Source organism: Leifsonia sp. NPDC058248 (genome assembly GCF_042881905.1).
Classification (GTDB): domain Bacteria; phylum Actinomycetota; class Actinomycetes; order Actinomycetales; family Microbacteriaceae; genus Leifsonia.
The window spans coordinates 242,777-260,102 of the sequence record NZ_JBHVXB010000003.1; the positions used below are offsets into that span (position 1 = coordinate 242,777).

Below are 17,326 nucleotides of genomic sequence, written 5' to 3' on the forward strand. Positions count from 1 at the left end.
GGATGAGCAGCCGACGCTGTGCTTGTTGCTCACCCTGTCCAGCCCTGCGAGAGTGGCGAAATGACCCTCACCACTCCCGGCAGCGCACTGCGTGCATCCGGTGGGGACGACGCCGCCCTGCTGCGCCGCCTCTACCGCACGATGGTGACCGTGCGACGGCTCGACCTCGACGGCGTCGCCATGCAGCGCCAGGGCATCGTGCCCGGCTACGCGCCGATGCGCGGACAGGAGGCGGCCCAGGTCGGAAGCGCCGCCGCCCTCGACCTCGCGCTGGACTTCGCCTTCCCCACCTACCGTGAGCTCGGCGTGGCCGTGACGATGGGCGTCGACCCGGTCGCGTACCTCGCCTCCCACCAGGGCGCCTGGCACGGCGGGCTCTGGGATGCTGCGGCGGCACGCCTCGCGCCGATCAACGCGGTGGTGGGCGGAGCCGTCACGCACGCGGTGGGCTGGGCGCTCGGGGCGAAGCTCGACCGCAACGGAGGGGTCGCGATCGCCTACTTCGGCGACGGAGCCAGCTCGCAGGGCGACATCCACGAGGCCATGAACACCGCCGGCGTCTCGCAGCTGCCGGTGGTGTTCTTCTGCCAGAACAACGGGTGGGCCATCTCGGTGCCCGCCGCCAAGCAGGTGGCGGGCGGTTCGGTGGCCGCACGTGCTGCCGGCTACGGGATGCCCGGAGTGCGCGTCGACGGGAACGATGTCCTCGCCGTCTACGAGGCCACGGCCGAAGCATTGCAGCTCGCCCGCGACGGCGGCGGACCGACCGTCATCGAGGCCATGACCTACCGCTCGGGGCCGCACTCCACCTCCGACGACCCCGGTCGCTACCGGACCCTCGACGAAGAGCAGAGCTGGCTGGCCCGCGACCCGCTGACCCTCTGCGAGGAGCGGCTCCGGGCGACCGGCACCGTCGGCGACGACTTCTTCGCCGAGGTCTCCGACACCGCCGGCGCCCTCACCGACCGGGTGCGCGCCGACGTCGCCGCGCTGGGCGGTCGCCCGGGCGAGGAGATGTTCGACTTCGTGTTCGCCGACGCGCCCGCGGCCCTGCTGGGCCAGCGGCGCGCCTGGGAGGAGTCGCGACATGGCTGAGACCACCATCGCTCCGGAGGCCGCAGGCACGGAGCTCACCACGATGCAGCGCGCCCTCAACCGCGCGCTCGACGACGCGCTCGCCGCCGACGACCGCACGCTGGTCTTCGGAGAGGACGTGGGCGCCCTCGGCGGCGTCTTCCGGGTGACCGACGGACTGCAGGCCAAGTACGGCGACGACCGGGTGTTCGACACTACGCTCGCCGAGTCCGGGATCATGGGCATGGCCGTCGGCCTGGCGATGGCGGGCTGGCGACCGGTCCCCGAGATCCAGTTCGACGGGTTCTCCTATCCCGCCATCGACCAGATCGTCAATCAGGTGGCCCGGATGCACTATCGGAGCCGTGGCTCCTTCCGCATGCCGATCACGCTGCGCCTGCCGAGCTTCGGCGGCATCCGGGGCCCCGAGCACCACGGGGAGAGCCTGGAGGCGCTGTTCGCGCACGTCCCCGGACTGAAGGTCGTCTCGCCGTCGTCGCCGTCGGAGGCCTACACGCTGCTGCGCCAGGCGATCGACGATCCGGACCCCGTGATCTTCCTCGAGCCGAAGTCGCGCTACTGGCACAAGGCCCCCGTCGACGCTGAGCAGTGGGGCGAGCGGCTGCCCGTCGGATCGTCGCGCATCGTGCGGCCGGGCACGCACGTCACGCTCGTCGCGTGGGGCGCCATGGTCGCGCGCTGCCTGCAGGCCGCCGAGCTCGGCGCCGAGGACGGCGTGGAGATCGAAGTGGTCGATCTGCGCTGGCTGAAACCCATCGACGCCGACGGTCTGGCCGCCTCGGTCTCCCGCACGCGCCGGGCCGTCGTCGTGCACGAGGCGCCGCTCACCGCGGGTCTCGGCGCCGAGGTGAGCACGCTCATCACCGAGCGGTGCTTCGGCGAGCTGCGGGCGCCCGTGCAGCGGGTGACCGGCTGGGACGTGCCCTACCCGTCACCCGTGCTCGAAGACGAGTACCTCCCGAGCATCGACCGGATCCTCGAAGCCGTTCAGAAGACCTTGGAGTACCGCCGTGGCTGAGATCACGTTCGCCCTGCCCGACCTCGGCGAGGGACTGCAGGAGGCCACCGTGCTGGAGTGGCTGGTCGCCGAAGGCGAGTTCGTGGAGCGTAACGCCCCGCTCGTCGAGGTGGAGACCACCAAGTCGGCCGTCGAGCTTCCGTCGCCGCAGTCCGGTGTGATCGCCCGGTTCCACGTGGAGGAGGGGACGACGCTCGGCGTCGGCGCCCCGCTCATCACGTTCACGGTGAGCGACGACCAGGCCGGCATCGTCGGCACGGTCCCCGTTGAGGAGGCCCCGGCGCGGCGCGTTCGGCTGCAATTGCCGGATGATTGAGTCGTGACCATTGCTCTGAACTCCGCCGGTGACCGGATCGCGTACGAGCGGCACCCGGGCGGGCATCCGGTGCTGCTCGTCCACGGCTTCGCCACCACCGGCGCCCTCACCTGGGAGTCGACCGGCTGGGTGCGTGCGCTCGCCGAGGAGGGACGCGGCGCGATCGTGCCCGACCTGCGCGGCCACGGGGGCAGCTTCGCGCCGCACGACCCGGCCGCGTACTCGCCGACGCTGCTCGCGGGCGATCTGCTCGCCGTGCTCGACGCCGAAGGCCTCGACCGGGTCGATGTGATCGGGTACTCGATGGGCAGCTGGGTGGCGCTCGCCCTCGTCGCACTGGCGCCGTCGCGGGTGCGCCGGGTCGTGGTGGGCGGCGTCGGCACGGTCGAGCAGTTCGCACGCTGGGGGGTGGATGCGGTGCGCTCGGCGCTCCTGGACGGGGACGCCGCCGACACCGCGGCCCTGGCGGAGTCGCCGCTGGCCCCGCTGCTCGGATCCCTGCGCCAGGCGCCGGGAGTGGACCGGGAGGCGCTCGCCGCGTGCGTCTCGGGCATGGCCGCGCATCCGCTGCCCCTGGTCTCGACCGTGCCGACGATGCTCGTCGTCGGCGACGCCGATCCGGTCACCGAAGGGCGCGACCAGGCGGCGGCTGCGCTCGGAGCCGAGCTGGTCGTGCTGCCCAAACGCAACCACGTCACGACCCTGAGCGCCCGAGCCTTCAAGCAGGCTGCGCTGCCCTTCTTGGAGTCCGCTGGCAGCGTGTAGCCGATCGCTTGCGGGCGACGTACGATGTGCGAGGACCGAAGGAGGCCGCGATGGCGATCGACAAGCTGGATGCCGATCTCATCGCGTTGCTGACCGAGGAGCCGAGGCTCGGTGTCTTCGAGGCCTCGCGCCGACTCGGCGTCGCCCGTGGCACGGTCCAGGCCCGGCTCGACCGGCTGATGCGCACGGGCGTGGTGCGGGACTTCGCCCCCACGGTCGACAGCGGAGCGCTCGGCTACCCGGTCACCGCCTTCGTCACGGCGGAGATCGCGCAGGGCGACCGCGACGTGACCGTCGTGGAGCACCTGCGCGCCATCCCCGAGGTGCTCGAAGTGCACACCATCACCGGCGCGGGGGACCTGATGATCCGCGCGGTCGCGCGTTCGAACGCCGACCTGCAACGCGTCATCGACCGCATCGTGAGTGATCCGAACATCACCAGGACGTCCACGGTGATCGCGCTCGCCACCAAGATCGACCACCGTGCCGTCCCGCTGGTGACGGCGTCGGTCGAAGACTGAGACGACGGAAAGACGGAAAGAGGGAGAAGCATGGATGAGAACGCGCTGCTCGAGAGAGTGCCCGACCGCCTGTACATCGGCGGCGAATGGGTGGAGGGAAGCGCCGGACGCTTCACGGTGAGCGACCCGGCGACCGGGCGCGTCATCAAGACCATCGCCGACGCGTCGGTGGAGGACGGCAAGCGGGCCCTCGACGCCGCGGTCGCCGCCGCCGACGACTGGGCCGCGACAGCCCCGCGCGTGCGCGGCGAGATCCTGCGCCGCGCGTTCGACCTGCTCCAGGAGCGCCGCGACGAGTTCGCCTTGCTGATGACCCTCGAGATGGGAAAACCCCTCGCGGAGTCCAACGGCGAGGTCACCTACGGCGGCGAATTCCTGCGCTGGTTCAGCGAGGAGGCGGTGCGCATCGCCGGCCGGTACGGGGTCAATCCCGAGGGCACCGGCCGCATGATCGTCTCGCAGCACCCCGTCGGGCCGAGCTACCTCATCACTCCGTGGAACTTCCCGCTCGCGATGGCCACCCGCAAGATCGGCCCCGCGCTCGCCGCCGGGTGCACAGTGGTCGTCAAGCCGGCAGAGCTCACGCCGCTCACGACCCTCTACGTCGCGCGGCTGTTCGAGGACGCCGGGCTGCCGGCCGGTGTGCTCAACGTGATCACCACGACCACGTCGGGCCGGGTGTCCGAGCCGATCATCGCCGACCCCCGGCTGCGCAAACTGTCGTTCACCGGGTCCACCGAGGTCGGCCGCAGGCTCCTGCAGCAGGCGGCCCAGAATGTGCTGCGCACCTCGATGGAGCTCGGCGGCAACGCGCCGTTCGTCGTGTTCGACGACGCCGACCTCGACAAGGCGGTCGACGGTGCGATGCTGGCGAAGTTCCGCAACATCGGCGAGGCCTGCACGGCGGCCAACCGGTTCATCGTGCACGAGTCGGTGGCCGACGAGTTCGCGGCGCGGGTCAGCGAGCGCGTGAAGGCCATGCGCGTGGGCCGCGGCACCGAAGCCGGCGTGACGATCGGACCCCTGATCAACGAGGATGCCGTCGACAAGGTGGCGGGGCTGCTCTCCGACGCGGTCTCACGGGGCGCGAGAGTCCTGGCGGGAGGCTCGCGGGTCGGCGACGAGGGTACGTTCTTCGCGCCGACCGTCGTGACGGATGTGAAGCCCGGCAGCGACATCCTGCGCGAGGAGATCTTCGGACCGGTGCTCTCGATCGTGCGCTTCAGCGACGAGGACGAGGCCGTGCAGATCGCCAACGACACCGAGTTCGGACTGGTCGGCTACGTCTTCACCCGCGACCTGGCTCGAGGCCAGCGGATGATCGACCGGCTGCAGACCGGGATGATGGGCCTCAACGTGGGGGTCGTGTCGAACGCGGCCGCCCCGTTCGGCGGCATCAAGCAGTCCGGACTCGGCCGCGAGGGCGGCCGCGAGGGCATCCAGGAGTACCTCTACACGAAGTACACCCTCACCCCGACCCCGTTCGGAGCATGACGATGGCTGCGACCGACGCGGTGATCGTGGATGTCGTGCGCACCCCCTCTGGGCGCGGCAAGCCGGGCGGCGCGCTCTCCGACATCCATCCTGCCGACCTCCTGGCCGGCGTCCTCGTCGAGCTGCTGCGGCGCAACGACCTCGATCCGGCGCTCGTCGACGACGTGATCGGCGGATGCGTGACGCAGGCGGGCGAGCAGGCCGGCAACATCACGCGCACGGCGGTGCTGAGCGCGGGGTTCCCCGACAGCGTTCCGGCCGTGACCATCGACCGGCAGTGCGGCTCCAGCCAGCAGGCCGCCGCGTTCGCGGCGCAGGGCGTGCTCGCCGGAGCGTACGACATCGTGATCGCCTGCGGGGTCGAGTCGATGAGCCGCGCACCGATGGGCTCCAACGTGGGCGGTGCGTCCCTCGGCGGCGCTCTGCTCGCCCACCGCTACCCGGACGGCCTCGTGAACCAGGGCGTGTCGGCGGAGCTCATCGCCCACCGGTGGGGCTTCTCCCGCGGGGAGCTCGACGCCTTCGCCGCCCAGTCGCATGCTCGTGCCGCGGCGGCGGCCGCGTCCGGCGCCTACGAGAGCGAGCTGATCGCGGTGCCGACACCGGACAGCGGGAGCGTCACCGCCGACGAGACCATCCGCTCCGCGACGACCGCCGAAGGGCTGGCGGGGCTGTCCCCGTCGTTCCGCACGGACCGGCTGGCCGCGCGATTCCCCGAGCTCGACTGGCGCATCACGCCCGGAAACTCCTCGCCCCTCACCGATGGCGCATCGGCGGCACTGATCATGAGTGCGGCCGCCGCCGAACGGCTGGGGCTGCGCCCCCGCGCCCGCTTCCGCTCGTTCGCCGTCGCCGGGAGCGACCCGCTCCCGATGCTCACGGGCATCCTGCCGGCCACCCGCAAGCTGCTCGACCGCAGCGGCGTGAGCCTCGATGAGATCGACGCCTACGAGGTCAACGAGGCGTTCGCGCCCATCCCGCTGCTCTGGCTGCGCGAGTTCGGCGCCGACCCCGAACGGCTGAACCCGCGTGGCGGCGCGATCGCCCTCGGGCACGCGCTCGGCTCCTCCGGCACCCGACTGCTCAGCACCCTCGTGAACGAGCTCGAGGCGAGCGGCGGCCGCTACGGCCTGCAGACCATGTGCGAAGGCGGCGGGACCGCCAACGCGACTCTCATCGAGATCCTCCGCTGACACCGAACCCCCACCTCCCGCACTTCAGCTGCAGTCGAAAGGACACCCATGAACATCGACGGATGCTCGGCCATCGTCACCGGCGGCGCGAGCGGCCTCGGCAACGCCACCGCCCGCGCGCTCACCGAGGCGGGGGCGCGCGTCGTCGTGCTCGACCTGCCCAGTTCCGAAGGGGAGAAGGCGGCGACGGCCCTCGGCCCGACGGCCCGGTTCGTGCCCGCCGACGTCGCGGACGACGAGCAGGTCCAGGCGGCCATCGACGTCGCGACCGGCCTCGCCCCGCTGCGGGTCGTCATCAACTGCGCCGGCATCGCGACCGCCACCAAGGTTCTCGCGCGCGACGGTGCGGTGCATCCGCTGGAGCAGTTCGAGCGCGTGATCCGCGTCAACCTCGTCGGAACCTTCAACGTCGTGCGGCTGGCCGCCGCGGCGATGGTGAAGACCGAGCCGCTGGGGGAGGAGCGAGGGGTGATCGTGAACACCGCATCCGTCGCCGCCTTCGACGGGCAGATCGGCCAGGCCGCATACTCGGCCTCCAAGGGCGGCGTCGCCGCGATGACCCTGCCGCTAGCGCGCGAGTTCGCGCGGGAGCTCATCCGGGTGGTCACGATCGCGCCCGGAATCTTCGAGACGCCCATGATGGCCGGACTCCCGCAGGCGGCGCAGGACTCGCTGGCCGCCCAGGTGCCGCACCCGTCGCGCCTCGGCAAGCCGGCCGAGTACGCGTCGCTCGTGCGCCACATCGTCGACAACCCGATGCTCAACGGCGAGGTGATCCGCCTCGACGGCGCCATCCGGATGCAGCCGAAATAACGACCCTCGCGAACAAGGCGACGATGAGGTTCCTCGGGTTCGGCGGCCTGAAGGCAGCACGGCGGTCGGCCGTGCTGGTCGCCCTGGCGATCGCGGCGACGGCCCTCACCGCCTGCACAGCCACGGGAGGCTCGTGCGCGCCCGGCGAGCAGCGCGTCCCGCTGACGTCGCCGAACCAGAGCGTCGACACTCTGGCGCGCGACCTGGTGCTCTGCGCCGACGTCGACACCGGTTCCGGAGCGAGCATCTACAACAGCGGCGAGACGGTCTGGACGGCCGACGGATCCTCGGGGCAGTTCATCCGGTCGAGCTCGACCGCGCGCGGCCGGTCGTTCCACGCCTTCGACGACGGCATCGTGCTGCTCCCCGGCGACACCTACCGGGTTCCGAGCACGAATGTGCTGTGGACCATCGACGAGCTGCGCAACGGCGAGTGGCTCGCGGGCACGATGGCGCTGGACGAGATCGAGGACAAGGCCTCCGGGTCGGTGACGTCGGCGCTCAGCTCCCGGTCGCCGGGGCTCCGGTGGGCGTGGAATTGCGGATCGTACGCCTACAAGCAGCTCACCCTGTCGAACGCGCTCGACCCGAACGGCCTGACGGTCGAGGTCGCGAACGCGCTGTCGCAGTCGGCCAACGCCCCGGACTGCGTGCGCGCGGTGGCGTCGATCGCGCCCGAACGCCAGGACGAGGTGCGGGCCCAGTGGGCCGGCGATTTCGTGACCCTCAGCAGGACGCCGGAGCGGCTGAGCGCGTACGAGAAGGCCGCTGCGTGGCTGGGAGCGCATGGCGAGTCGGTCGTCGCGAGGGTGTGCGCGGTCATCCCGAGATGCTGACCGCGCCGCCGGGCTGAGCACCGGGCGGACCGCGCCGGCGCGCATCACGAGGCCGAGTGCGCCTCCAAGAAGCTGTAGACCTCGGTGTCGTCGACGCCGGGGAACGAGCCCGACGGCAGCGGCGACAGGATGTGCGCGTGCAGTCGCGCGCTCGGCCACGCCTGGCCGGCCCACCGGTCCTCCAGCGCCGCCGCCGGCCGTTTGCAGCACGACTCGTCGGGGCAGCGGGACTCCGCGCGCTCCGTCGTCTCGCGTCCCCGGAACCACTTCGCCTGCGCGAACGGCACCCCCACGCTGATCGAGAACCCGCCCGCCGACGTGCTGCCCGTCTGGGTGGCGCACCAGTACGTGCCGGCCGGCGTGTCCGTGTACTGGTACATCTCCGTCGTGCGGTTGGTGTGCGTGAACGCGCTGCGGGCGCCCCACTTGCGGCACACCACCTGGCCTTCGATCGAGCCCGTCACGTCGGTGGGCAGCGGCAGCCCGTCGTTCTCGTACCCCTTGTAGAGCGCGCCGTCGTCGCCGACCCGCAAGAAGTGCAGCGTCATGTCGAGGTGGCTGGTCGCCAGGTTGGTGAGCCGGAGGGCGGCGGCCTCGTGCGTGACGCCGAACGCGTCCCGGAAGTCCTCGACGGCGAGGTCGCGGTCGTGCTTGGCCTCCTGGAGGAAGGCGACGGCGGCCTCACGCGGCATCAGGCAGCAGGCCGCGAAATAGTTGATCTCCAGGCGCTGGCGGAGGAAGTCGGCGTAGCTGTCGGGGCGTTCATGCCCGAGCAGCCGGTGCGCCATCGCCTGCAGAGCCATCGACCGCAGGCCGTGGCCGCCCGGGATGCTCGCCGGCGGCAGGTAGATACGGCCGTTCGAGAGGTCGGTGATCGAGCGGGCCGAGTGGGGGAGGTCGTTGGCGTAGATGAGGGAGAAGCCGAGCTGCTCGGCCATGACGCTCACCTCGCGGTGCGTGAGGGCGCCGTGGGTGTGCCCGGATGCCCGGACGCGCTCTTCGGCGAGCAGCTCGATCTCGGGGATGTAGTTGTCTTGCGCGCGCATCCGTTCGCGCAGCTCGGTGTTGGCGCGGCGGGCCTCCTCGGGGGTTGCGATGGCCTCGGTGGCGCGGCGGTTGAGCTCCCGGTGCAGGCCGATGAGCGCCTCGAGGGTCTCGGTCGGCGTGCCTTTCGTCGGCTTCACCGGCGGGAGGCCCAGAGAGGCGTAGAGCGACCCGCGCTGCATCCGGGTGAGCTCGATCTCGAGCGCTGCTCGGGCATCCGGCGGCTCGGAGGAGAGCAGGTCGGCGAGCTGCACGTCGAGCGCCGAGGCGAGGCTGGTGAGCAGGCTGATGCGGGGTTCGCGTTTGCCGTTCTCGATGAGCGAGAGCTGGCTCGCGGCGACACCGGCGCGGGCGCCCAGCTCGTCGAGGGTGAGGCCGCTGCGGGCACGGAAATGGCGGATGCGATGGCCGAGGGTCGCGACGTCGGTGGCTGACGAGTCCATGCCTTCACAATAGCTAAAGAATCGCCGTTCTTTCCAGACAATTCTTGGCTCGGGCGTGCATTTTGTCACGGATGCTTGATGTACAGCCAATCTTTCAACGAGAGGACCTTGAATGTCCATCGCGGAACTACCGCTCGACACCGCCTTCGCCGAACCCGACGGCCTCGACGCCCTGCGCACCTGGGTCGACGGCGTCGCAGCCCTCACCGAACCGGACGACGTGGTCTGGTGCGACGGGTCGATGCGCGAAGCCGACCGCCTGACGAAGCAGCTCGTCGCGGAGGGCAAGCTCATCCGCCTCAACCCGGAGTGGCGCCCGAACAGCTTCCTGGCGCGCACCGACCCCGGCGATGTCGCCCGGGTCGAGGACCGCACCTTCATCTGCTCCGTCGACGAGCAGGATGCCGGCCCGACCAACAACTGGCGCGAGCCGTCCGCGATGCGCGCCGAGCTCGCCGGCGTCTTCTCGGGAAGCATGCGCGGCCGCACGATGTATGTGGTCCCCTTCTCGATGGGCCCCGTCGGCGGCCCGATCTCGCAGGTCGGCGTTCAGCTGACCGACTCGGCCTACGTGGCGGTCAGCCTCGGGATGATGACCCGCGTCACCGACGATGTGCTCGACCTCATCGAGGCGGGCACCCCGTGGGTCGCGACCGTGCACAGTGTCGGATACCCGCTCGTCGACGACCACGACCATCGCCGCGACGACGTGGCGTGGCCGTGCAACGACACCAAGTACATCGTGCAGTTCCCCGAGACCCGGGAGATCTGGTCGTACGGCTCCGGCTACGGCGGCAACGCCATCCTGGCCAAGAAATGCTTCGCGCTGCGGATCGCCTCGGTGATGGCCCGCGACGAAGGCTGGCTGGCCGAGCACATGCTGATCGTCAAGGTGACGTCGCCCGAGGGCAAGCAGTACCACCTCGCCGCGGCCTTCCCCTCGGCGTGCGGCAAGACCAACCTCGCGATGCTCCGGCCGAGCATCCCGGGCTGGACCGTCGAGACCGTGGGCGACGACATCGCCTGGCTGCGTCAGGGTCCGGATGGCCGGCTGCGCGCGATCAACCCCGAAGCCGGGTTCTTCGGCGTCGCGCCCGGCACCGGACCCGCCACCAATGCGACCGCCGTCGACACCCTGTGGGGCAACACGATCTTCACCAACGTGGCCCTGCGCGACGACGGCGACGTGTGGTGGGAGGGTCTCACCGACACCGCGCCCGCGCACCTCATCGACTGGCGCGGCGAGGACTGGACGCCGGAGTCCGGCACCCCGGCCGCGCATCCGAACTCGCGGTTCACGGTGGCGGCGGCGCAATGCCCGGCCATCGCCGACGACTGGGACGCCCTCGACGGCGTGCCGATCGACGCCATCCTGTTCGGCGGACGGCGCGCGACGAACGTCCCTCTGGTCGCCCAGGCGCGCGATTGGAAGCACGGCGTGTTCATCGGCGCGACCATCTCGTCGGAGAAGACCGCCGCCGCGGAGGGGACCGTCGGCGAGCTGCGCCGCGACCCGTTCGCGATGCTGCCGTTCTGCGGCTACAACATGGCCGACTACTGGAGCCACTGGCTCCGGATAGGGGAGCAGCTGGGCTCGGACGCTCCGGCCGTGTTCCAGGTCAACTGGTTCCGCAAGGGCGACGACGGCGAGTTCCTGTGGCCGGGATTCGGCGAGAACGCGCGCGTGCTCGAGTGGATCGTGCGCCGGGTCGAGGGTCGGGCGGGTGCCGTCGAGGCGCCGATCGGCCGGCTGCCGATCGCGGACGAGCTCGACCTCGAGGGTCTCGACCTGAGCGACGACGACGTCGAGGCGCTGTTCCGGGTCGACAAGGACTCGTGGCTCGCCGAGTGCGACCTCACCGACGAGTTCTTCGCCCGTTTCGGCTCGCGCGTGCCGGCCGCGCTGCGCGCCGAGCTCGCCTCGCTGCGCTACCACCTGCGCGCCTAGCGCACGCGGTGCGCGTGCCTCCGGCCCGCGCACCGCGCCCGCGCGCCCGCGCACCAGCAATCGAGTCCGGACTTGATTGGTCGAAATTCGTGGTTTCGACCAATCACGTCCGGACTGGATTGCCGTGCGGAGCACGGCGAGGCGACGCGGCGCGGCGCAGCGCTCAGACGAGCAGCTGGTGCTTCGCGAGGTCGCGGTAGAGCGGCGTCGTCTCGACGAGCTCCGAGTGCGTGCCGGTGCCGATCACGCGGCCGTGGTCGAGCACCACGATCTGGTCGGAGTCGACCACGGTCGACAGCCGGTGAGCGATCACGATGAGCGTGCGGTCGACGGCCACCGCGTCGATCGCCTCGCGCATCAGCTGCTCGTTGCGCCCGTCGAGGCTCGAGGTCGACTCGTCTAGGAGCAGCACCGGAGGCGCCGCCAGCAGGGCGCGCGCGATCGCGAGCCGCTGGCGCTCCCCGCCGGAGAGCATGATGCCGTCCTCTCCGACCGGCGCGTCCAGCCCGAGTTCGTTGCGTTCGAGCACCTCGGTGAGGTTCACCGCGTGCAGCACGTCGATGCAGTCCGTGTCGGTCGCGTCGGCCGCGGTCAGTTTGAGGTTGTCGCGGAGCGAGCCGGCGAGCACCGGCGCGTCCTGCTCGACGTAGCCGATCTGTGAGCGTAGCGCCGCGCGGTCGAGGGTCCGGATGTCCAGGCCGCCGAAACGCACCTCGCCGTCGACGGCGTCGTAGAACCGCTCGATCAGGGCCAGGATGGTCGACTTGCCTGCGCCGGACGGCCCGACCAGCGCCGTGCGCTTGCCTCGCGGCGCCGCGAAGCTCACACCGTGCAGTACGCCGCCGAGGGCGTGCGGATGCTCGGAGAGGCCCGTGCCCAGCCCGGCCGCCGCCTCCGCCTCAGCCACGACGTCTTCGCCGCCCAGGGCGCTCAGCACGGGTCGGTCGGCGCCGCCGGCCGCATCGGGGACCTCGGACGGCTCGTCTTTCACCGCCGTGTCCGGATACGCGAAGTGCACGCCTGCGAACTCGATCGCCGCCGCCTCGGGCGCGAGCCCTTCGTTGGCCGCGCCGACGGTCATGCCGAGGGGAGCGATGTCGCGGTCGAACTGGTCCTCCGACGGCAGGTCGATGATCTCCTGGATGCGTCCGAGCGCCCCGAGCGCCGAGTTGACCGCGGTCACTGCACCGAAGGCCTGCCCGAGCGGCAGGATCATCATGAACAGGAACAGGATGAACGCCACGAGGTTGGCCACCGTGATCGCGCCGCTCGCCACCCGGAAACCGCCCACCCCGAGCACCACGAGGAATGACACCTGCATCGCGATTCCGGCGACCGGGACGACGAGCGCGGAGATCTTCGCGACCTTGATGCCCATCTTCCAGGCGCCCGTCGCGTCCTCGTCGATCGCCGCGATCTCACGGTCTGTCGCGTTGGAGGCGCGAATGGTGCGGACCGAGCTGATCGCCCGTTCCACCGCGGCGGCGAGGTCGCCGACCTTGGTCTGCGCCTTCTGGCTGGCCACCCGGATGCGCCCCGACAGCAGCGTGACCACCACGATCGACACCGCGATCACCAGCACGGTCAGGCCGAGGAGCACCGGGTCGATGATGAGCATCGCGATGAGCGCACCGATGAAGGTGAGGGCTCCGCCGACCGCTTCGACGAGTCCTTGGGTGAGCACCGCCCGCAGCAGCGTCGTGTCGGAGCCGACCCGGGAGACGAGGTCTCCGGTGCGGCGCGTGTCGAACTCGCTGATCGGAAGGCGGAGCATCCGGCCCACCAGGCGTCGCCGTGACGAGAGCACGACGCCTTCGCCGGTGCGCTGCAGGAGGTAGTGCTGGTAGCCGGAGATGAGGCCGGAGACGACGACCAGGATGACGAGGAGCCAGACGAGGCCGCCGAGCGGCTCGCCCTTTCCGACCAGGTTGATCACCTGGCCGACCAGCAACGGCTGGGCGAGGCTGGCGGCGGCCCCGAGCACACTGAGCACGATCACGACCGAGAGGACGCCTTTGTGCTCGAGCAGATAGGGGAGGAGCTGGCTGAAGCGGGCGCGCGGTCCTTCGTCGGCATGCGAGCCGGGGCGGCCGAGTCGGCGGCGTGGTCGGGTGGTCTGTTCGGTGCTCATGGGTCTCGTTCGTTCCGTATCGGGGGCCGGGATGCGCGTGCGTGCGTCGTCGAGGATGCGCAGGTGCTACATCCGACCGTACTTCTTGTGGACTGCTTGTTTGCTCACACCGAGGGCGAGAGCGATCAACTGCCAGGTCGCGTTGTCGTTGCGGGCGCGGCGCACCGTCGTCGCCTCGACGCGATCGAGCTCTCGGTGGAGCTCGGCGATGGCCCGGAGGGCGACGATCGGGTCGTCGGAGCCGGCGTCGCCGGCGAGCAGGTGGATGGTGCTGACGTCCATGAGGTCAACGCTAGTTGACGACCGGGCGCTGGTCAACTTCAGTTGACTTCGCCGGTGGCGAACGCCGGCCTGGTCGAGGAGACCTGCCGTGCGCTAGGTTCGGCACACCGGCCGAGAGGGGAACGACGTGAACGGTGTCATCGGCGAGATCCTGCCCAGCGCCCTCGGAGTGGCGATCAGCCCGATCCCGATCATCGCGGCCATCCTCATGCTGCTGTCGCCGAACGCGCGCGGCACCAGCGTGGGATTCATGATCGGCTGGATCCTCGGCATCGTCGCGGCGGTAGTCGTCTTCACGCTGCTCTCCGCGATCATCCCGGCCGCCGACCCGACGGCGTCGAAGCCGATCGCCGGCGTCATCAAGATCCTCCTCGGGCTCGGACTGCTCCTGCTCGCCGGGAACCAGTGGCGCAAGCGTCCGCAGCACGGCGAGGCCGCGGCGCCGCCGAAATGGATGTCCGCCATCGACACGATGAAGCCCGTTGCGGCGCTCGGACTCGGCTTCCTGCTCGCCGCGGTCAACCCGAAGAACCTCCTGATGGCCGTCGCCGGCGGTCTCGCGATCGGCGCTTCGGGGCTCCCGGCCGGTCAGCAGACCATCGCGATCGTCGTGTTCGTGCTCATCGCAGCCTGCACCGTCGTCATCCCGGTCGTGGCCTATCTGCTCGCCGCGAAGCGGATGGCCGGCCCGCTCGACGCCCTGCGCGTCTGGCTGCTGGCCAACAACGCGACCATCATGACCGTGCTGCTGCTGGTGATCGGTGTAGTGCTCATCGGAAAGGGCATCGCCGACTTCTGACAATGTCGGTGCATCGGTCTACAGTTCTGAACTATGCCGACGCCCGTCATCACCGCGAACAACCTCGTCAAGAAGTACAAGGAGTTCGCCGCCGTCAACGGAATCAGCTTCGAGGTCGATCCCGGGGAGTCGTTCGGCCTCCTCGGCCCGAACGGCGCGGGCAAGTCCACCACGATGCGGATGGTCGGGGCCGTCTCCACCCGCACCGATGGCGAGTTGAGCATCCTGGGCCTCGACCCCGACCGGCACGGTCCCGAAATCCGGTCGCAGCTCGGCGTGGTCCCGCAGTCCGACAACCTCGACACCGAGCTGCGCGTCCGCGACAACCTGATCGTCTACGGCCGCTACTTCGGCCTGCCCACCGCGAGGGTCAGGAAGCGGGCCGACGAGCTCCTCGCCTTCGCGCAGCTCGAAGACAAGGCGAAGGCCAAGGTCGACGACCTCTCGGGCGGCATGAAGCGCCGCCTCACGATCGCGCGCGCCCTGATCAACGACCCGCGCATCCTGCTGCTCGACGAGCCGACCACCGGTCTCGACCCGCAGGCCAGGCACATCCTCTGGGATCGGCTCTTCCGCCTCAAGGAGCAGGGCACCACGCTCGTGCTCACCACCCACTACATGGACGAAGCCGAGCAGCTCTGCGACCGCCTCGTGGTGGTCGACAAGGGCTCGATCATGGCCGAGGGCTCCCCGGCCGCGCTGATCCGCCAGTACTCGTCGCGTGAGGTGCTCGAGGTGCGGTTCGGGTCGGAGAGGAACGCCGAGGTCGCCGGCCAGCTCGGCGGAGTCGGGGAGCGCATCGAGGTGCTGCCCGATCGCATCCTGGTCTACAGCGACGACGGCGAGGCCGAGCTCGCGCGCCTCGCCGAACGCGGCCTCCACCCGCTCACCAGCCTGGTGCGCCGGTCGAGCCTCGAAGACGTCTTCCTGCGCCTCACCGGGCGGAGTCTGATCGAATGACCGACACCACCACGTCACCGGATGCGCGCCTCGCGCTCGCAGCCGCCGTCAAGCCGCGCCGGTTCGGCGCCTGGTACGTGGCCGAGCACCGCTTCCGGGTGATGCGTTCGTACCTGCAGACACTGCTGTTCACCGGGTTCGGAAGCCCGCTGCTGTACCTCTTCGCCCTGGGCGTCGGTCTCGGCAGCCTTGTGAGCAGCAATCTCGGGCCGCAGGCCGTCGACGGGGTCAGCTACCTCACGTTCGTCGCCCCGGCGCTGCTGTGCTCCGCCGCGGTCACCGTGGCCAGCGAGGAGTTCACGTACCCGATCATGCTCGGGTTCAAATGGAATCCCACGTTCTACGGCATGAACGCGTCGCCGATCGCTCCCGCCCAGATCATCGACGGCGTCATCATCTCGGTGGTGGCGAGGCTGCTCGGCACGAGCATCGTCTACTTCGCGTTCATGCTGCTGTTCGGCGCTGTGCCGTCGCCGTGGGGGTTCCTGGCCGTGTTCGTCGCCGTGCTGGGCGGGCTGGCGTTCGGCGCCCCGGTGATGGCCTACGTGTCGACCCTCGAGCAGGACACCGGGCAGATCGCCATGCTGATGCGTTTCGTGCTGCTGCCGATGACGCTCTTCTCGGGAACGTTCTTCCCGCTGTCGTCGATGCCGTGGTTCCTGCAGTGGATCGGCTGGATCTCGCCGCTCTGGCACTCGACCGAGCTGGCCAGGGTGTTCGCGTACGGGTCGGCCGAGCCGCTCTGGCTGAGCATCGTGCACGTCGTCTACCTCGGCGCGCTCTTCGTCGTGTTCTGGCTGTGGACCCGCCGGCTCGCCGCGAGGAGGCTGAACAAGTGACCTCCACCGACGAGCGTCTCACACCCGCCGTCTCCCGGATGCGGCCGGTACGGTCGCTCTACGCGGGAAACGCCACCTCGGTCATGCAGCGCGGCTGGTTCGCCACCCGCAGCACCAACTGGCTGGTCGTGATCAGCGGTTTCTTCGAGCCGATCTTCTACCTGCTGTCGCTCGGCATCGGCCTCGGCGCCCTGGTCGGCACGGTCACCACCTCGACCGGCGAGCCCGTGCCCTACGCCGCCTTCATCGCTCCCGCCCTGCTGGCGACCGCGGCGATGAACGGCGCCGTCTACGACTCCACCTGGAACGTGTTCTTCAAGATGCACTTCGCCAAGCTCTACGAGGGGATGCTCGCCACGTCGCTCGGTCCGCTCGACGTCGCGCTCGGCGAGATCCTGCTCGCGCTCGCACGCGGTGCGCTCTACGCTGTGGGCTTCATGCTGGTGATGCAGGTGCTCGGCCTCAACCTGTCATGGTGGGCGATCCTGGCGCTGCCGGCGGTACTGCTCATCGCCTTCGGGTTCGCGAGTTTCGGCATGGGCATCACGAGCTACATGAAGACCTTCCAGCAGATGGACTGGATCAACTTCATCATGCTGCCGATGTTCCTGCTCTCCGCCACGTTCTACCCGATCACGGTCTACCCCGAGTGGATCCAGTGGATCATCCAGGTGATGCCGCTCTGGCACGGCGTCGAACTCGTGCGCGGTCTCACGACGGGTGCAGTCTCGGTCGCGCTGCTGTGGCACGTGCTCTACTTCGCCGTGATGATCGCCATCGGCCTCGTGATCACCACGCGGCGGCTGCGCGCGCTCTTCCTCGACTGATC

The 17,326-nt window shown here is 70.2% G+C and carries 17 protein-coding genes; 14 read left to right on the forward strand and 3 right to left on the reverse strand.

Going from position 1 to position 17,326, the window contains the following annotated elements; genetic code table 11:
- Positions 1-60: 60 nt before the first annotated feature.
- From ACFVV5_RS06515 to ACFVV5_RS06555, 9 genes are read left to right on the forward strand one after another with little or no spacing between them, the layout of a single operon-like run.
- Complete coding sequence (locus ACFVV5_RS06515) at positions 61-1,095, forward strand: thiamine pyrophosphate-dependent enzyme (RefSeq protein WP_387240717.1); 1,035 nt, start codon at positions 61-63, stop codon at positions 1,093-1,095.
- Positions 1,088-2,113: an alpha-ketoacid dehydrogenase subunit beta gene (locus ACFVV5_RS06520; RefSeq protein WP_387240720.1), complete on the forward strand. Its 1,026-nt coding sequence runs from the start codon at positions 1,088-1,090 to the stop codon at positions 2,111-2,113. The genes ACFVV5_RS06515 and ACFVV5_RS06520 overlap by 8 nt, the downstream gene beginning before the upstream one ends.
- Positions 2,106-2,429: a biotin/lipoyl-containing protein gene (locus ACFVV5_RS06525; RefSeq protein WP_387240723.1), complete on the forward strand. Its 324-nt coding sequence runs from the start codon at positions 2,106-2,108 to the stop codon at positions 2,427-2,429. Before ACFVV5_RS06520 ends, ACFVV5_RS06525 begins: the two co-directional genes overlap by 8 nt.
- Before the next feature lie 3 nt (positions 2,430-2,432).
- Positions 2,433-3,194 carry an alpha/beta fold hydrolase gene (locus tag ACFVV5_RS06530; RefSeq protein WP_387240726.1) on the forward strand — a complete coding sequence of 254 codons (762 nt, stop codon included), beginning with the start codon at positions 2,433-2,435 and terminating at the stop codon, positions 3,192-3,194.
- A 50-nt stretch (positions 3,195-3,244) separates the two neighbouring features.
- Positions 3,245-3,715: an Lrp/AsnC family transcriptional regulator gene (locus tag ACFVV5_RS06535; RefSeq protein WP_387240729.1), complete on the forward strand. Its 471-nt coding sequence runs from the start codon at positions 3,245-3,247 to the stop codon at positions 3,713-3,715.
- Between the two features lie 30 nt (positions 3,716-3,745).
- Positions 3,746-5,209 (forward strand): NAD-dependent succinate-semialdehyde dehydrogenase, encoded by a 1,464-nt coding sequence (locus tag ACFVV5_RS06540; protein WP_387240732.1) that lies wholly within the window; start codon positions 3,746-3,748, stop codon positions 5,207-5,209.
- 2 nt (positions 5,210-5,211) lie between these two features.
- Positions 5,212-6,402 carry a thiolase family protein gene (locus ACFVV5_RS06545; RefSeq protein WP_387240735.1) on the forward strand — a complete coding sequence of 397 codons (1,191 nt, stop codon included), beginning with the start codon at positions 5,212-5,214 and terminating at the stop codon, positions 6,400-6,402.
- A 48-nt stretch (positions 6,403-6,450) separates the two neighbouring features.
- Positions 6,451-7,215 carry a 3-hydroxyacyl-CoA dehydrogenase gene (locus ACFVV5_RS06550; RefSeq protein WP_387240738.1) on the forward strand — a complete coding sequence of 255 codons (765 nt, stop codon included), beginning with the start codon at positions 6,451-6,453 and terminating at the stop codon, positions 7,213-7,215.
- Positions 7,216-7,238: 23 nt separating this feature from the next.
- Complete coding sequence (locus ACFVV5_RS06555; RefSeq protein WP_387240741.1) at positions 7,239-8,051, forward strand: hypothetical protein; 813 nt, start codon at positions 7,239-7,241, stop codon at positions 8,049-8,051.
- A gap of 44 nt (positions 8,052-8,095) precedes the next feature.
- Here ACFVV5_RS06555 and ACFVV5_RS06560 read toward each other — a convergent pair whose 3' ends face one another.
- Positions 8,096-9,538 carry a helix-turn-helix domain-containing protein gene (locus tag ACFVV5_RS06560; RefSeq protein ID WP_387240744.1) on the reverse strand — a complete coding sequence of 481 codons (1,443 nt, stop codon included), beginning with the start codon at positions 9,536-9,538 and terminating at the stop codon, positions 8,096-8,098.
- A 112-nt stretch (positions 9,539-9,650) separates the two neighbouring features.
- Here ACFVV5_RS06560 and ACFVV5_RS06565 point away from each other — a divergent pair, with 112 nt between their 5' ends.
- Positions 9,651-11,486: a phosphoenolpyruvate carboxykinase (GTP) gene (locus ACFVV5_RS06565; protein WP_387240747.1), complete on the forward strand. Its 1,836-nt coding sequence runs from the start codon at positions 9,651-9,653 to the stop codon at positions 11,484-11,486.
- A 163-nt stretch (positions 11,487-11,649) separates the two neighbouring features.
- On the opposite strand, the gene ACFVV5_RS06570 is transcribed toward ACFVV5_RS06565, so the two are convergent.
- Together ACFVV5_RS06570 and ACFVV5_RS06575 are read right to left on the reverse strand one after the other, a co-directional pair.
- Positions 11,650-13,617, reverse strand: a complete 1,968-nt coding sequence (locus tag ACFVV5_RS06570) for an ABC transporter ATP-binding protein (protein WP_387240750.1) — start codon at positions 13,615-13,617, stop codon at positions 11,650-11,652.
- Between the two features lie 66 nt (positions 13,618-13,683).
- Positions 13,684-13,899: a hypothetical protein gene (locus tag ACFVV5_RS06575; RefSeq protein ID WP_387240753.1), complete on the reverse strand. Its 216-nt coding sequence runs from the start codon at positions 13,897-13,899 to the stop codon at positions 13,684-13,686.
- A gap of 127 nt (positions 13,900-14,026) precedes the next feature.
- Between ACFVV5_RS06575 and ACFVV5_RS06580 the strand changes: the two genes are divergently transcribed.
- From ACFVV5_RS06580 to ACFVV5_RS06595, 4 genes are read left to right on the forward strand one after another with little or no spacing between them, the layout of a single operon-like run.
- On the forward strand, positions 14,027-14,698 hold the full coding sequence (locus tag ACFVV5_RS06580; RefSeq protein WP_387240756.1) for a GAP family protein: 672 nt from the start codon (positions 14,027-14,029) through the stop codon (positions 14,696-14,698).
- A 33-nt stretch (positions 14,699-14,731) separates the two neighbouring features.
- Complete coding sequence (locus ACFVV5_RS06585; protein WP_387240759.1) at positions 14,732-15,658, forward strand: ABC transporter ATP-binding protein; 927 nt, start codon at positions 14,732-14,734, stop codon at positions 15,656-15,658.
- Positions 15,655-16,497 carry an ABC transporter permease gene (locus tag ACFVV5_RS06590; RefSeq protein ID WP_387240762.1) on the forward strand — a complete coding sequence of 281 codons (843 nt, stop codon included), beginning with the start codon at positions 15,655-15,657 and terminating at the stop codon, positions 16,495-16,497. The genes ACFVV5_RS06585 and ACFVV5_RS06590 overlap by 4 nt, the downstream gene beginning before the upstream one ends.
- A 38-nt stretch (positions 16,498-16,535) precedes the next feature.
- The gene (locus ACFVV5_RS06595) at positions 16,536-17,324 is read left to right on the forward strand and encodes an ABC transporter permease (RefSeq protein WP_387241329.1); all 789 of its coding nucleotides are present in this window, start codon (positions 16,536-16,538) and stop codon (positions 17,322-17,324) included.
- Positions 17,325-17,326 lie beyond the last annotated feature (2 nt).

What these genes read in the sequence shown, in the direction of transcription:
- ACFVV5_RS06515 (WP_387240717.1), top strand. Translation starts at nt 61, where the DNA reads ATGACCCTCACCACTCCCGGCAGCGCACTGCGTGCATCCGGTGGGGAC.
- ACFVV5_RS06520 (WP_387240720.1), top strand. Translation starts at nt 1,088, where the DNA reads ATGGCTGAGACCACCATCGCTCCGGAGGCCGCAGGCACGGAGCTCACC.
- ACFVV5_RS06535 (WP_387240729.1), top strand. Translation starts at nt 3,245, where the DNA reads ATGGCGATCGACAAGCTGGATGCCGATCTCATCGCGTTGCTGACCGAG.
- ACFVV5_RS06540 (WP_387240732.1), top strand. Translation starts at nt 3,746, where the DNA reads ATGGATGAGAACGCGCTGCTCGAGAGAGTGCCCGACCGCCTGTACATC.
- ACFVV5_RS06545 (WP_387240735.1), top strand. Translation starts at nt 5,212, where the DNA reads ATGGCTGCGACCGACGCGGTGATCGTGGATGTCGTGCGCACCCCCTCT.
- ACFVV5_RS06550 (WP_387240738.1), top strand. Translation starts at nt 6,451, where the DNA reads ATGAACATCGACGGATGCTCGGCCATCGTCACCGGCGGCGCGAGCGGC.
- ACFVV5_RS06555 (WP_387240741.1), top strand. Translation starts at nt 7,239, where the DNA reads ATGAGGTTCCTCGGGTTCGGCGGCCTGAAGGCAGCACGGCGGTCGGCC.
- ACFVV5_RS06560 (WP_387240744.1), bottom strand. Translation starts at nt 9,538, where the DNA reads ATGGACTCGTCAGCCACCGACGTCGCGACCCTCGGCCATCGCATCCGC.
- ACFVV5_RS06565 (WP_387240747.1), top strand. Translation starts at nt 9,651, where the DNA reads ATGTCCATCGCGGAACTACCGCTCGACACCGCCTTCGCCGAACCCGAC.
- ACFVV5_RS06570 (WP_387240750.1), bottom strand. Translation starts at nt 13,617, where the DNA reads ATGAGCACCGAACAGACCACCCGACCACGCCGCCGACTCGGCCGCCCC.
- ACFVV5_RS06575 (WP_387240753.1), bottom strand. Translation starts at nt 13,899, where the DNA reads ATGGACGTCAGCACCATCCACCTGCTCGCCGGCGACGCCGGCTCCGAC.
- ACFVV5_RS06585 (WP_387240759.1), top strand. Translation starts at nt 14,732, where the DNA reads ATGCCGACGCCCGTCATCACCGCGAACAACCTCGTCAAGAAGTACAAG.
- ACFVV5_RS06590 (WP_387240762.1), top strand. Translation starts at nt 15,655, where the DNA reads ATGACCGACACCACCACGTCACCGGATGCGCGCCTCGCGCTCGCAGCC.
- ACFVV5_RS06595 (WP_387241329.1), top strand. Translation starts at nt 16,536, where the DNA reads ATGCGGCCGGTACGGTCGCTCTACGCGGGAAACGCCACCTCGGTCATG.